This is a genomic window from Mycobacterium sp. SP-6446 (assembly GCF_001954045.1).
Classification (GTDB): domain Bacteria; phylum Actinomycetota; class Actinomycetes; order Mycobacteriales; family Mycobacteriaceae; genus Mycobacterium.
In genome coordinates, this window is the sequence record NZ_MBEM01000077.1 from 1 (window position 1) to 12,910 (window position 12,910).

The 12,910-nt window shown below is 66.7% G+C and carries 12 protein-coding genes and 1 tRNA gene; 5 read left to right on the forward strand and 8 right to left on the reverse strand.

Features of this window, described 5'->3' with window-relative positions; all coding sequences use genetic code 11:
• Positions 1 to 1,478, forward strand: a 1,478-nt coding sequence (locus A5736_RS06130) for an NAD-dependent malic enzyme (RefSeq protein WP_139333160.1), incomplete at its 5' end; no start/stop codon positions are given.
• Between the two features lie 299 nt (positions 1,479 to 1,777).
• On the opposite strand, the gene A5736_RS06135 is transcribed toward A5736_RS06130, so the two are convergent.
• Entirely contained in the window at positions 1,778 to 2,086 is a 309-nt protein-coding gene (locus tag A5736_RS06135) for a hypothetical protein (protein WP_076124350.1), read from the reverse strand.
• 602 nt (positions 2,087 to 2,688) lie between these two features.
• A tRNA-Asn gene (locus A5736_RS06140) sits at positions 2,689 to 2,761 on the reverse strand.
• A 149-nt stretch (positions 2,762 to 2,910) separates the two neighbouring features.
• Between A5736_RS06140 and A5736_RS06145 the strand changes: the two genes are divergently transcribed.
• Positions 2,911 to 3,189: a hypothetical protein gene (locus tag A5736_RS06145; RefSeq protein ID WP_076124353.1), complete on the forward strand. Its 279-nt coding sequence runs from the start codon at positions 2,911 to 2,913 to the stop codon at positions 3,187 to 3,189.
• Here A5736_RS06145 and dnaG read toward each other — a convergent pair.
• Genes dnaG through A5736_RS06160 form a run of 3 tightly spaced genes read right to left on the reverse strand, consistent with a single transcriptional unit; the run spans position 3,164 to position 7,008 of the window.
• Positions 3,164 to 5,080 carry a DNA primase gene (gene dnaG / locus A5736_RS06150; RefSeq protein ID WP_076245113.1) on the reverse strand — a complete coding sequence of 639 codons (1,917 nt, stop codon included), beginning with the start codon at positions 5,078 to 5,080 and terminating at the stop codon, positions 3,164 to 3,166. The genes A5736_RS06145 and dnaG overlap by 26 nt on opposite strands.
• A 26-nt stretch (positions 5,081 to 5,106) precedes the next feature.
• Positions 5,107 to 5,712, reverse strand: a complete 606-nt coding sequence (locus tag A5736_RS06155) for a superoxide dismutase family protein (RefSeq protein WP_076124358.1) — start codon at positions 5,710 to 5,712, stop codon at positions 5,107 to 5,109.
• Between the two features lie 27 nt (positions 5,713 to 5,739).
• Positions 5,740 to 7,008, reverse strand: coding sequence for a deoxyguanosinetriphosphate triphosphohydrolase (locus A5736_RS06160; protein ID WP_076245115.1), 1,269 nt, complete (start codon positions 7,006 to 7,008; stop codon positions 5,740 to 5,742).
• A gap of 19 nt (positions 7,009 to 7,027) precedes the next feature.
• Between A5736_RS06160 and A5736_RS06165 the strand changes: the two genes are divergently transcribed.
• The gene (locus A5736_RS06165; RefSeq protein ID WP_076245116.1) at positions 7,028 to 8,977 is read left to right on the forward strand and encodes a TPM domain-containing protein; all 1,950 of its coding nucleotides are present in this window, start codon (positions 7,028 to 7,030) and stop codon (positions 8,975 to 8,977) included.
• Positions 8,978 to 8,989: 12 nt separating this feature from the next.
• Here A5736_RS06165 and A5736_RS06170 read toward each other — a convergent pair whose 3' ends face one another.
• From A5736_RS06170 to A5736_RS06180, 3 genes are all read right to left on the reverse strand, one after another.
• On the reverse strand, positions 8,990 to 9,268 hold the full coding sequence (locus A5736_RS06170) for a hypothetical protein (protein ID WP_083667199.1): 279 nt from the start codon (positions 9,266 to 9,268) through the stop codon (positions 8,990 to 8,992).
• Between the two features lie 71 nt (positions 9,269 to 9,339).
• Entirely contained in the window at positions 9,340 to 10,551 is a 1,212-nt protein-coding gene (locus A5736_RS06175) for a PPE family protein (RefSeq protein WP_076245118.1), read from the reverse strand.
• Between the two features lie 150 nt (positions 10,552 to 10,701).
• The gene (locus A5736_RS06180) at positions 10,702 to 12,099 is read right to left on the reverse strand and encodes a glycine--tRNA ligase (RefSeq protein WP_175611207.1); all 1,398 of its coding nucleotides are present in this window, start codon (positions 12,097 to 12,099) and stop codon (positions 10,702 to 10,704) included.
• Between the two features lie 192 nt (positions 12,100 to 12,291).
• On the opposite strand from A5736_RS06180, the gene A5736_RS06185 reads away from it, so the two are divergent.
• Together A5736_RS06185 and A5736_RS06190 are read left to right on the forward strand one after the other, a co-directional pair.
• Complete coding sequence (locus A5736_RS06185; RefSeq protein ID WP_371328362.1) at positions 12,292 to 12,684, forward strand: ArsR/SmtB family transcription factor; 393 nt, start codon at positions 12,292 to 12,294, stop codon at positions 12,682 to 12,684.
• Positions 12,681 to 12,910, forward strand: a 230-nt coding sequence (locus A5736_RS06190; RefSeq protein WP_175611208.1) for a transcriptional repressor, incomplete at its 3' end; no start/stop codon positions are given. The genes A5736_RS06185 and A5736_RS06190, both read left to right, overlap by 4 nt.

Consider the following 12,910-nt stretch of genomic DNA (forward strand, 5'->3'; position numbering starts at 1 on the left):
AAAGCCTCGCAACGGATCTGGGGCGCAATCTGCTCCTCGAGCAGCTGCACTACCGTCACGAACTGCTGTACTACAAGGTGCTCGAAGACCATCTGACCGAGCTGATGCCGGTGGTCTACACGCCCACCGTGGGCGAGGCCATTCAGCGCTTCTCCGACGAATACCGTGGGCAGCGCGGGCTTTTTCTGACCATCGACGAGCCCGACGAGATCGGCGAGGCCTTCGAAACGTTCGGATTGCAACCGGACGACGTCGACCTGATCGTCTGCACTGACGCCGAAGCCATCTTGGGTATCGGCGACTGGGGTGTGGGCGGAATCCAAATCGCCGTCGGCAAATTGGCGCTCTACACCGCCGGCGGCGGCGTCGATCCCCGTCGTTGCATCGCGGTGTCACTCGATGTCGGCACGGATAACGAACAGCTATTGCGAGACCCGTTCTATTTGGGCAACCGCCACGCCCGGCGCCGCGGCGAGGAGTACGACGAGTTCATCAGGCGCTACATCGAGACCGCCCACGCGATGTTTCCGCATGCCATCCTGCATTTCGAGGACTTCGGGCCGCTCAACGCCCGGAAGATCCTGCAGACCTACGGCGACGACTACTGCGTGTTCAACGACGACATCCAGGGCACCGGGGCGGTGGTCGTGGCCGCCGTCTACGGCGGCTGCCACATCACCGGTGTTCCGCTGCGCGACCAGAAAGCGATCGTCTTCGGGGCCGGGACCGCCGGCATCGGTGTCGCCGATCAGATCCGGGATGCGATGGTCGCCGACGGCGCCACCGACGAGCAAGCCAGGTCGCAGATCTGGCCGATCGACAAGCAGGGCCTGCTGTTCGACGACATGGACGACCTGCGCGCTTTCCAGGTGCCCTATGCCAAGAACCGCCAGCAGCTCGGTGTGGCCGCCGGGGCCCGGGTGGGATTGGTGGACGCGATCAAGCTGGCGTCACCCACCATCCTGTTGGGTTCGTCGACGGTGTTCGGCGCGTTCAACCAGGAGGTCGTCGAGGCGATGACCGCGTCCTGCGAACGGCCGATGATCTTCCCGCTGTCCAACCCGACCTCGCACATGGAGGCCATGCCCGCCGATGTGCTGCAGTGGTCCAAGGGCAGGGCGCTGATCACCACCGGCACCCCGGTCGCCCCAGTCGAGTACGACGGCACCACCTACACCATTGGCCAGGCCAACAACGTGCTGGTATTCCCCGGAATCGGCCTGGGCATCATCGTCGCCCGGGCGCGGCTGTTCACCCCGGGCATGTTGCAGGCGGCGGCGAAAGCCATTGTGCGGCAGGCCAGTCCGGCAAACCCTGGCGATTCGCTGTTGCCCGATGTGCAGAACCTGCGTGACATCTCGGCGGCGGTCGCGGAGGCCGTCTACCGCGCCGCCGTCGAAGACGGAGTGGCGACCCGGGAGCACGACGATGTTCGGCAGGCCGTGCACGACGCGATGTGGCGGCCGGTCTACGACTAGCCCGGGTTTAGGGCGTCGAGTGTGAATCCTCGGCTTTCAGTGTGAATCCTGCGCTTTCAGTGTGAGCTGGTGGCGGGATTCAGGCGATTTTCCCGCCCTGAACGCACACGCAAAGCCCAGGATTCACACTCGACATTAGGTAGCCCATGCGCCCTCCTGAAGTATGTTGTGGTCGCGGCACATTCGAGATCGCGCGGACGCTACGCCGATCACAGTTTGTCATATCCCAGCGAAACGGACCGGCCCCAACGGGGCCGGTCCGATCCAATGTGAGGTTCGATTACTCGCAACGTGGCGCGTTACACCTCGATCGTCTGGCTGACGTACGTCTCCCACGTTGCAATCTGGCCAGCCTCGATCAAGGCGGCCTGCATCTCAGGATCGCCCATCAAGTCCTGCTGGATCTGGCCGTACCGCGCCCAATCCTCGGCGGTGGAGAGCAGGCCGATGGTGTTGGTCGCCGGACCGCCGACCATGGTCGCAAGCACGGTGATGTTCTCGGCGCCGTGCTTGCGGGCTAGGTCAGTTGTCTTCTTGAGTTGCTTCTGCACCTCGTCCCACTGGACGCCCGGATTTGGGTGGATTGTTACGAACGAGACGATGGTCATGGTGGTGCCTCCTCAACCGTTGTGGCTGTTTGCCACAGGGCAAGCCAACACCCGAATGCCATCGAAAGCTAGACCCAAAATTCGCAGAACACCGACCGGTGGTCCGTCCATCGCTGCGCGACGGAACCGGGTAGACCCCCAGCGGGTCTACGCAGTCATTTTGTTGTCTTTACATTGAATGCAGTACTCGTCGTTCTGCCTGCGCGTTTCGTGTATCTCATCGCATTCAGGACACTGTTGAATGTATTTGTGGCTCGGATTGCAATCGGGCGACATTAATTTTTGCTTTTGCCGCAATTTGTTTGCTGAGGCCCTAGGCTTGTTAGACAACATTCTAATAGATTTCCGTAGTCATCGGTTATTTTGATCTTCAATTAAGGTTTGCTCGAGGCTGGACATCGCCGTCCTGCGCTCACTAGCAGTAGCAGTTCCCCGCGTTCGGGCGTTCAATCACTGTTCCATAGCCTTCCCGCGATCCCGCGGATGTGCCCTCCGCATGTCGGGGACGTTGGCGTCAGGTCCCGAGATACTGGCCGCGCCGTTGCGGTAGGCGATGAGGCTGCGGCCATTTTCCGGCGAATAAACCGTCAGTGGCAGTTACGCTCCCCCGCCTGGACTCGAACCAGGAACCCTTCGGTTAACAGCCGAACGCTCTGCCAATTGAGCTACAGGGGATTAACCCGTCCCGCGCGAATCTGCGCAGATCGCGGGACGACTCTAGCGTACTGGCCCGGCCGCACCCAACTAGAAGGACGGGGAGCGGGCAGGCGAGCACCCGGCCGCGTGAGGCAGGATGGAGCCATCGATCGTCGGGAAGGAACGCTTTGATCCGGTATGTCGTGGTGCTTGCGCTGGGTTACGTGCTGGGCTCGAAGGCCGGGCGCCGCCGATACGAGCAGATCGCCGGCACCTATCGCGCGCTGACCAGCAGCCCCGTCGCCAAGTCGATGATCGAAGGCGGCCGCCGCAAGATCGCCAATCGGATTTCGCCCGACGCCGGGTTTGTGACGCTCGCCGAGATCGACGACCAGACGGCGATCGTCGAACGCCCCGCCGAGCGACAGGCCGACGAGGCCCTCACACCGTCAGATCGTCGCCGCTAGCCTGCTCCAACAGGCTGCGTCGATAGGCCTCCATCGCGACCAGGTCGCCGAACAGCGCGTGATATTCGTCGCCCTGCTCGATGGGCGACATGCGCTGCAATTTCGACTTCACCTCGGCGATCTGCCGGCCCATCCACACCTCCTGCAGACGAGCCATCACCCCGCCGATATAGCGCGGCAGCTTCTCGTCGTCGACGGCGATGGCCTCCACCCCCAGCTCGTTGATGAGGCCGGCGGTCAGCTCCGAGGTGGTCCGCTGGCGCACCGCCTCGATCCACTGCGCCCCGGTGGCGCCCGTCGACGTACCGCCGGCGGCGTCGATGGCCGCGCGCACGGCCGCATACCCGGGATGGGTGAAGCTCTCGACCGTCAGCGTGTCGAACACCGGGCCGGCGAACGCCGGGTACTGCAACGCCGACTTGAGCGCCTCTCGCTGGGGCCACAGCGTCGGGTCACGCGGGTCGGGCCGGGCAGCGGGTTCGGCCGTGGCCCGAGGTTGCTGGGCGACGCGGCGGGGGGCATCGTGTCCCCGACCGCCCTGGGCCGGGGCCTTGGACTTCTTCGCCTCGCCCCGCACCCGGTCGATGACCTGCGCGACATCGTCCCAGCCGACCCAGCCCGCGAGTTGGCGGGCGTACTCGTCGCGCAGCGTGGGGTCCTTGATCCGGCCCACCATGGGCACGCAGCGGCGTAGCGCGGCGACCCGGCCCTCGGCGCTATCCAGGTCCATCTCGGCGATCGCGCTGCGAATCGCGAACTCGAACAACGGGGTTCGCCGCGCGACCAGATCGCGCAGGGCGCCCTCGCCCGACTTCAGCCTCAGATCGCACGGATCCATGCCATCCGGGGCAACCGCGACGAAGGACTGCCCGGCCAGGTTCTGCTCGCCGTCAAAAGCCTTCAGCGCGGCGGCCTTGCCGGCCTCGTCGCCGTCGAACACATAGATCAGTTCGCCGCGAAAGAAGCTGTCGTCCATCATCAATCGGCGCAGCATCGCCAGATGCTCGTCGCCGAACGCGGTGCCGCACGACGCCACCGCGGTGGTGACCCCGGACAGATGCATCGCCATCACGTCTGTGTAGCCCTCGACGACAACCGCCTGGTGCCCCTTGGCGATGTCGCGCTTGGCCAGATCGATGCCGAACATCACCGACGACTTCTTGTACAGCTGTGTCTCGGGGGTGTTGATGTACTTGGCTTCCATCGGGTCGTCGTCGAACAGCCGCCGGGCGCCGAAGCCGATCACCTCGCCGGCCGACGTGCGGATCGGCCAGAGCAGACGCCGGTGAAAACGATCCATCGGGCCGCGACGTCCCTCCCGGGACAGGCCGGCGGCCTCGAGCTCTTTGAACTCAAAACCCTTGCGCTGCAGGTGTTTTGTCAGCGTCTCCCAGCCCGACGGCGCGAATCCGCAGCCGAAACGACGGGCCGCTTCGGCGTCGAAGTTCCGCTCGGTCAGATACTGGCGGGCCGGGGCCGCCTCGTCGGACTCCAGGGCCGCGGCGTAGAACTCGGCCGCGGCGGCATTGGCCGCGATCAGCCTGCTGCGGCTGCCACGATCGCGCTGCACGTTGGTGGCCGCAGCGCCGGTGTAGTTGATCGTGTGCCCGATCCGGTCCGCTAGCAGTTCGACGGCCTCGACAAAGCTGACATGCTCGATCTTCTGGACGAACGCATACACGTCGCCGCCCTCGCCGCAGCCAAAGCAGTGGAAATGACCGTGATTCGGGCGCACATGAAACGACGGCGACTTCTCGTTGTGGAACGGGCACAGGCCCTTCAGCGAGTCGGCGCCGGCGCGCTTCAGCTGGACGTAGTCGCCGACGACATCCTCGATGCGGACCTTTTCGCGGATGGCGGCGATATCGCGATCGGAGATGCGGCCAGCCATCGGCCCAGTCTAAAGCCCCGGCCGAGTCAGCTGGCGGGGCCGATGACGCCGCACGCGACCCGGTCCATGGCCATGTCGGTGCCGTCGGGGCCGTGCAGCATCAGCGCGGTCTTGTTGCCCGCCAGCAGCTGATCCCGGGTGAACCCATCGGTGGTGGTGACCAGGTAGCCGGAGCCGTCCTGGCGCACCTCGAGTGAGGTCAGATCGCCGCTTTCGGGTTTCCCGGTGTGCCCCGGTGCCTGGTAGTGACCGCCGGCGGACAGGAAATTCCCGGGCGCCCCGCCGCTGGGCGCAACCGAGTTCGGCTCGCACTTACCGATCTCGTGGACGTGCAGCCCGTGGAAACCGGGCGCCAGGATTCCGCCGGTGACGGTCTTGACGGTGACGGTGACGTAGCCGCCGGTGAAATCGAACGTCGCCGTGGCCACGGAGCGACCGTCGGGTGCGTTGAGTTGGGCGCTGAGCGACGCGCCGCCGGGCGACGGGCTGGCCGTCGTCGACGAATCCGGTGCACCGCTCTTGACGGGCGGCGTGGTGCCCGGCTGCGTGCTCGCTTGCTGAGGCGAATTGCATGCGCTGACGGCCATCACGGGCAGCGACAGCAGGGCGGCAACGGCGGTGAGTTTGGTCATATCGGGAGCCTAGCCCCCAAGGTATGGCTACGGACTGCCCTGCCGGGCATCGACGCGTTCCAGCCGGCCTTCGGTGTAGGAGGCGATCTGGTCGACGACGGCCCGTAGCCGGGCGCCGTCGTCGGCGGCCGCGGTGAACGCCGAGGCGAAGACCGGATCGAGCGTTCCGGGTGCGCCGGCGTACAGCCACTGGGCCACCCGGTGGATGCGTTCGCGCTGCCGGGTCTGGGTCTCGAGGTGCCGCGGGTCGGACATGATGAACTGCAGCGCCAGGATTTTCAGCAAGGCCACCTCGGCGCGCACCAGGTCGGGCACCTGCAGGTCGGCTTGGTACCGCACGAGCGGCCCGGGCCCGGCCACCGCACGCGTGGTTGCGATCGCGGCCGAAGCGAACCGTCCCACCAGTTCACTGGTCAACCGCTTGAGCGCGACCGACGAGGCCAGTGTGGCGTCGTACTTGCCGACCGCGGCAACCACTGGCAGCGCGGACAGCCGTCGTGCTGCGGCCATGAAATCGTCGGCGCTCACCCGCGAGAATTCGCTCTCCCCCAGCTTGGCCAGCGTGGCGGCCTCGTCGTCGTCGGCGAGCACGCGCAAATCGATGCGTTGCGACACCACACCGTCCTCGACGTCGTGCACCGAATAGGCGATGTCGTCGGCCCAGTCCATCACCTGTGCTTCCAGGCAAGTCCGGTCCGCCGGCGCCTCCCGACGTACCCAGTCCGCCGGCTCGAGGTCCTCGGTGTAGAAGCCGAACTTGCCCCGGCCCTTGTTTCGCGTCCACGGATACTTGGTGACCGCGTCCAGCGACGCGCGAGTCAGGTTCAGGCCCACGCTGTGGCCTTGTGCGTCAAGCACTTTGGGTTCGAGGCTGGTCAGGATCCGGAAATTCTGCGCGTTGCCCTCGAAGCCGCCGTACTCGGCGGCGACCTCGTCGAGGGCGTGCTCACCGTTGTGACCGTAGGGCGGGTGTCCGATGTCGTGGGCCAAACCGGCGAGTTCGACGAGGTCGGGGTCGCAGCCCAGGCCGACGGCCATGCCACGGCCGATCTGCGCCACTTCCAGCGAGTGCGTCAGCCGGGTGCGCGGGGTGTCGCCTTCACGGGGCCCGACGACCTGCGTCTTGTCGGCCAGCCGGCGCAGCGCGGCGCTGTGCAACACGCGGGCGCGATCCCGCGCGAAGTCGGTGCGGTGTTGTTGGCCTTCGGTACCCGGCAGACCCGCGGACTTCGGCGCTTCGGGTACCCGTCGCTGACGGTCGAAGTCGTCGTAGGGGTCTTGCTGATTCGTGGTCACCGAGGCACAGTCTGCCAGTATGCGCACGGCTCGCCCGTTCTGTGTGATGGTGGCGATCCTCGCGGCTGGGCTGCTGCTGGCTCCATCGGCCGGCGCGCAACCGCCGTTTCCGCTGCCGGGGTATGTCACCGACAACGCCGCGGTCCTGTCCGACTCCGGTCGCGCCGCGGTGACGTCGGCCGCCGACAAGCTCTACGCCGATCGCCACATCCGGCTGTGGGTGGTCTACGTCCGCGACTTCTCCGGACAGAGCGCGGAGGACTGGGCGAAGCGAACCTATAGCGCCAGCGACCTTGGTGACTACGACGCGCTGCTGGCGGTGGCCACGACCGGCCGGGCATACGCCTTTCTGGTGCCGTCCGCGATCAGGACCATCAACGCGGGTCAGGTGGATAACCTGCGGCGCAACCGGATCGAACCCGCGCTGCACGCCGGCGACTGGAGCGGCGCGGCAGTCGCCGCGGCCGACGGGCTCGATACGACGCCCCGGTCGTCGGGCCGGGTCATCCTGCTGGTGTCGCTGGGCGTCGTCGCCATCGTGGTGGTGCTTCTAGTGTTGGTCACGCGATATCGCACCCGGCGCCGCCGCGCGGCCGCGCTCGCCGCGGCGCGGAAGGTCGACCCAACTGACGCGAATGCGTTGGCCACGGTGCCGCTGGAAGCCCTCGACGATCTGTCCCGGGCCATGTTGGTGGATGTCGACAACGCGCTGCGCACGAGCAGCAACGAACTCGCGCTCGCGGTCGACGAATTCGGCGCTCAGCGCACCGAACCGTTCACACGGGCGGTGAACAACGCCAAAACAGCTCTGTCCCAAGGGTTCACCGTCCGTCAGCAGTTGGATGACGGCACACCGGAGACACCGGCGCAACGTCGCGAACTGCTCACTCGCGTGATCGTGTCGGCCGCACGCGCCGACCGTGAGCTGGAGTCACAGACCGAGGCGTTCGAGAAACTGCGCGATTTGGTGATCAACGCCGCATCGCGGCTCGACGCGCTGACCCAACAGGTCGTCGAGCTCACCGCCCGCATCGGCCCGGCCGAACGGCGGCTGGCCGAGCTGCACAACGAATTCGACCCTGCCGCACTGACTTCGGTTACCGGCAATGTGACGACCGCCAAGGAGCGGCTGGTGTTCGCCGACCGCAACATCGGGGCGGCCCGCGCTCTGGCCGACCGACCCGTGAGCGGACAGCAGGGCGCCTTGGTGGACGCCTTCCGCGCCGCCGAATCGGCGCTCGGGCAGGCGCGGTCGCTGCTCGACGCGATCGACAGCGCGGCCGGCGACATCCGGCATGCCGTCGACGAGCTGCCGTCGGTCATGGCCGACATTCAAGCGGGCATCGAGCGCGCCAACCAGCAACTGCAAAGTCAGAACCCCAAGAGCGAGCTGCGCGCGGCGCGCGACGCGGCCATCAGCGCGGTCGACAGCGCGCGCGCCGGCACCGATCCACTGGGCGCGTTCGCCCGCCTGGGCAAGGCTGACGCCGAGCTCAACCGGGTCTTGGCCGCCCTGGCCGAGGAGCGGGCGAGCGCGGAGCGCCTCAACCGATCACTCGAGCAGGCCTTGTTCACCGCGGAGTCGCGGGTGCGCGGCGTCTCCGAATACATCGACACCCGGCGCGGGAGCGTCGGGCCCGAGGCCCGGACCCGGCTGGCCGAAGCCAGACGGCACCTGGCCGCCGCACACGAGCAGGCGGCCGGTCCGGCCGAGGCGATCGCCCACGCCAATGCGGCGTCGACGCTGGCCGCCACCGCGCAGTCGTTGGCGAACGCCGATGTGCAGTCGGCACAGCGCGCCTATACCCGCCGCAGGGGCGACGACAGCGGCGCGCTGCTGGGCGGAATCATCGTCAGCGACCTGCTCACCGGCGCGATGAGGGGAGGTTTCGGCGGATGGAGACCCACATCGTTCGGCGGCAGCGCGCACTCATCGGGCGGCTTTATGGGTGGCGGCGGCCGTTTCTAGGCGTGTTGGCCGTCAACCGGCCGCGGGAGAATGCGGCACCACACCCGTTTGCCGCGCCACCTTGAAGTGAGGTTCGGCCTCTTCGGCGGCCGGCTCGGCATTGCCGCCGTCGGTGACCTTGTGGTCGGCATCGGCGCCCTCTTCGGCTTTCGGAGCCCAGTGGTCGTAGTCGTCCGGCGGAACGGCGACGCCCCAACTCATCGGAACCGACAAGCGACCGAGCAGGCCCGACTCGCCACGTTGCGCCAACACCGCGTCGTTCGGCAGTGGGGACCCAAGAGGCAATAGCACGATGCCCCCTTTCGCACAAGCACTTTTATCGTAGGCCAGTCCCGAGCTCGATATCTGGAATTGACCGATCCCTATCCGACCCCGGTCCGGGGCACCACCGTGGGCCTCGTCGGCACCACATGCGGACTCGCCCGGTCCGTCTTGCCGGGCATACCGTTGACGCCCACGGGCATCGGCGACATCGGTGTCCCGGCCGCAGGAGCGACCTCGGCCGCCTCGGCCGCCGCGGCGCTCGGCAGCCCAGCACCCAGCCCGCCCGGCGCTGGGGTGGCCATGCGCATCGGCATCGACCCCGGCCATGTCGACGGCACCGATATCGCCCCCACCAACCGCGCATTACCCAACCCGGCGCCGACTGGCCCCAGGCCGGTAGCGGCGCCCAGCACATTCATTGGGGGAACACTCGAACCGACGAACTGGGGAACCGCAGCCATCCCGGTCGCCGCGGAACTGGCCAACCCCGCGCCGTTTGCGACCTGCGCCAGGCTCATCATCGGCGACGCAACCATGCTCGCCGGAACCATCCCCACCTGCGCCACCTGCGCCACCGACGCCAACGACGTCAGCGGCACCACCGACAACGTCGTCGGAAGCTGAGTCACGGCATTGATGAGCACGGCGGGAATGCCCGCTATGAAGGTCTGGACCTGGCCGGCCAATCCCGCCAACCCTCCGACCGGCAGCAGGCCCGACAACCAGGAGACGAACGAGGACAAGAACGAGGACAGGATGTTTCCCAACCCGGCGCCCAGCCCCGCCAGGCCCACCGGGGGTGCGCTGAACGATGGCAACGTGGCCGCCACCGACATCGCCCCGGCGTGGTACCCCGTCATCGCGGCCACATCCTGCGCCCACATCTCCAGGTACTCGAGCTCGGTCGCCGCGATCGCAGCGCTGTTCTGACCGAAAAAGTTCGTCGCGATCAGCAACAGCAACAGCGCCCGGTTCGCCGCCACTGCGGCCGGGGGGACCGTGCCCGCCTGCGCGGTCTCGAACGCCGCCGCGGCCGCGAAGGCCTGGGCGGACGCCGCCTCGGCTTGTGACGCGGCCGCGTTCAGCCACGTCACATACGGCACCGCCGCTGCCGCCATCGACAACGACGCCGGACCTGTCCACGGTCCGCCGGTCAGCCCCGAAACGACCGAATCGAACGACGCCGCCGCCCCCGACAGATCCGCCGCCAACGCGTCCCAGGCCGTCGCCGACGCGAGCAGGGGCCCCGGACCCGCGCCAGCAAACATCAGCGCCGAGTTGATCTCCGGTGGCAACCAGGGGAAGAGCATCACAACACCCTCAACACGTCCACCGCATCAACGCCCTTGCACACAGCTCGACACCCACCCGTGGCAACTAGACACATGTGAAACCCGCCACAGGTGATCGTAAAGCACTCCGCCGCCAAAATGGCTGGACTTTCGGCAATTAATTGCGGATTAACTGCCCTTGAGCCGGACCGCCAGGTAATCGGCAACGGCGTCCATCGCAATGCGCTCCTGTGTCATGTCGTCGCGCGCGCGAACGGTGACGGCGTTGTCCTCGAGTGAGTCGAAATCCACCGTCACGCAGAAAGGCGTGCCGACCTCGTCCTGGCGGCGGTAACGGCGGCCGATCGCGCCCGCGTCGTCGAAATCGATGTTCCAGTTTTTGCGCAATTCGGCGGCCAAGTCGCGCGCCTTGGGGCTCAAGTCGGCGTGCCGAGACAGCGGCAGCACCGCGGCCTTGATCGGTGCCAGCCGCGGGTCCAGGCGCAGCACCGTCCGCTTGTCCATCCCGCCTTTGGCGTTCGGGGCTTCGTCCTCGGTGTAGGAGTCGATCAAGAACGCCATGAACGACCGGGTCAGCCCCGCGGCCGGTTCGATGACATACGGCGTGTACCGGGTATCGGTGACCTGGTCGTAGAAAGACAGATCGGCGCCGGAATGTTCTGCGTGCGTTGATAAGTCGAAGTCGGTTCGGTTGGCCACGCCTTCCAGCTCGCCCCACGGATTGCCCACGAATCCGAACTTGTATTCGATGTCGACGGTGCGATCGGAGTAATGCGACAACTTGTCCTTGGGGTGTTCGAATAGGCGCAGATTGTCCGGATTTATGCCGAGGTCGACATACCACTGCAGGCGGGTGTCGATCCAATATTGATGCCAGTCCGGCGCGGTCGACGGCTCGACGAAGAACTCCATCTCCATCTGCTCGAACTCGCGGGTGCGGAAGATGAAGTTGCCCGGGGTGATCTCGTTGCGAAAGCTCTTACCGATCTGACCGATGCCGAACGGCGGCTTGCGCCTGGCCGTGGTCACCACGTTGGCAAAGTTGATGAAGATGCCCTGGGCGGTCTCGGGACGCAGGTAGTGCAGCCCCTCCTCGGTCTCGATGGGCCCCAGATGCGTCTTGAGCATCATGTTGAATTCGCGGGGCTCGGTCCACTGGCCCTTGGTGCCGCAGTCCGGGCAGACGATCTCGGTCATCGGCACCGATTCGGGGTCGTCGATGCCCTTCTTCGCCGCGTAGGCCTCCTGCATGTGGTCCTGCCGGTGCCGGTGGTGGCAGTTCAGGCACTCGACCAGCGGGTCGTGGAACACCTCGACGTGGCCGGAGGCCACCCAGACCTGCCGCGGCAGGATGATCGACGAATCGATTCCGACGACGTCGTCGCGGCCAGTGACCACCGACCGCCACCACTGCCGTTTGATGTTCTCTTTGAGCTCCACACCGAGCGGCCCGTAGTCCCACGCCGATTTTGTGCCGCCGTAGATTTCACCCGAGGGGAAGACGAAGCCGCGCCGTTTGGCCAGGTTGACTACGGTGTCGATGACGGACGCCACGGGGTGGTGCACTCCCTTTCCGGGTCGGGCGGACGCGTGCGGCGATCGACCGCCGCGCGCAAAACATCAGTCATGGTATCGACCAGCCCCGCGGTCTTTGACATGCATCATCATGCATGTGACAGTGGAGGAAGCCTATCGTCCTTCCACCGGCAGGCGCTCCTACGATCCGGGACCTCTCGAGGTGATGACTCTCCCATGGTGATGTCCTCCTCAACGCCGACGGCGGCCGACGGCTCGTCGTCGACTGCGGATCTCGGCGCGGTTGCCCATGAGCACACCGACTTCGGCGACTACCCCGTGCCGCCGCCGCGGGAGATCCTCGACGCCGCCGGCGAGCTGCTGCGTGCGCTGGCCGCACCGGTGCGGATCGCGATCGTGCTGCAATTGCGCCAATCCCAACGCTGCGTCCACGAACTGGTCGACGCCCTGGGGGTGCCGCAGCCGCTGGTGAGCCAGCATCTGAAGATCCTCAAAGCCGCGGGCGTGGTCGCCGGAGAGCGATCCGGCCGCGAAGTGCTCTATCGCCTTGCCGACCACCACCTCGCGCACATCGTCGTCGACGCGGTCGCGCACGCCAGCGAGGACACGCAGTGACGGGAGCGACTGTTCGGTCCACCCGCCAGCGGGCGGCGATTTCCACGCTGTTGGAGACGCTCGACGAATTCCGCTCGGCCCAGGAGCTGCACGACGAGCTGCGCCGCCGCGGCGAAAACATCGGGCTGACCACCGTGTACCGGACGCTGCAGTCGATGGCGGCGGCGGGACTGGTCGACACTCTGCGCACCGACACCGGCGAGTCCGTCTACCGCAGGTGCTCGGA

Bases quoted from the DNA above. Each gene is read 5' to 3' on its own strand.
- A5736_RS06135 (WP_076124350.1), bottom strand. From the start codon at position 2,086: ATGACCATCGTCTCGTTCGTAACAATCCACCCAAATCCGGGCGTCCAG.
- dnaG (WP_076245113.1), bottom strand. From the start codon at position 5,080: ATGGCTGGCCGCATCTCCGATCGCGATATCGCCGCCATCCGCGAAAAG.
- A5736_RS06155 (WP_076124358.1), bottom strand. From the start codon at position 5,712: ATGACCAAACTCACCGCCGTTGCCGCCCTGCTGTCGCTGCCCGTGATG.
- A5736_RS06165 (WP_076245116.1), top strand. From the start codon at position 7,028: ATGCGCACGGCTCGCCCGTTCTGTGTGATGGTGGCGATCCTCGCGGCT.
- A5736_RS06175 (WP_076245118.1), bottom strand. From the start codon at position 10,551: ATGCTCTTCCCCTGGTTGCCACCGGAGATCAACTCGGCGCTGATGTTT.
- A5736_RS06185 (WP_371328362.1), top strand. From the start codon at position 12,292: ATGTCCTCCTCAACGCCGACGGCGGCCGACGGCTCGTCGTCGACTGCG.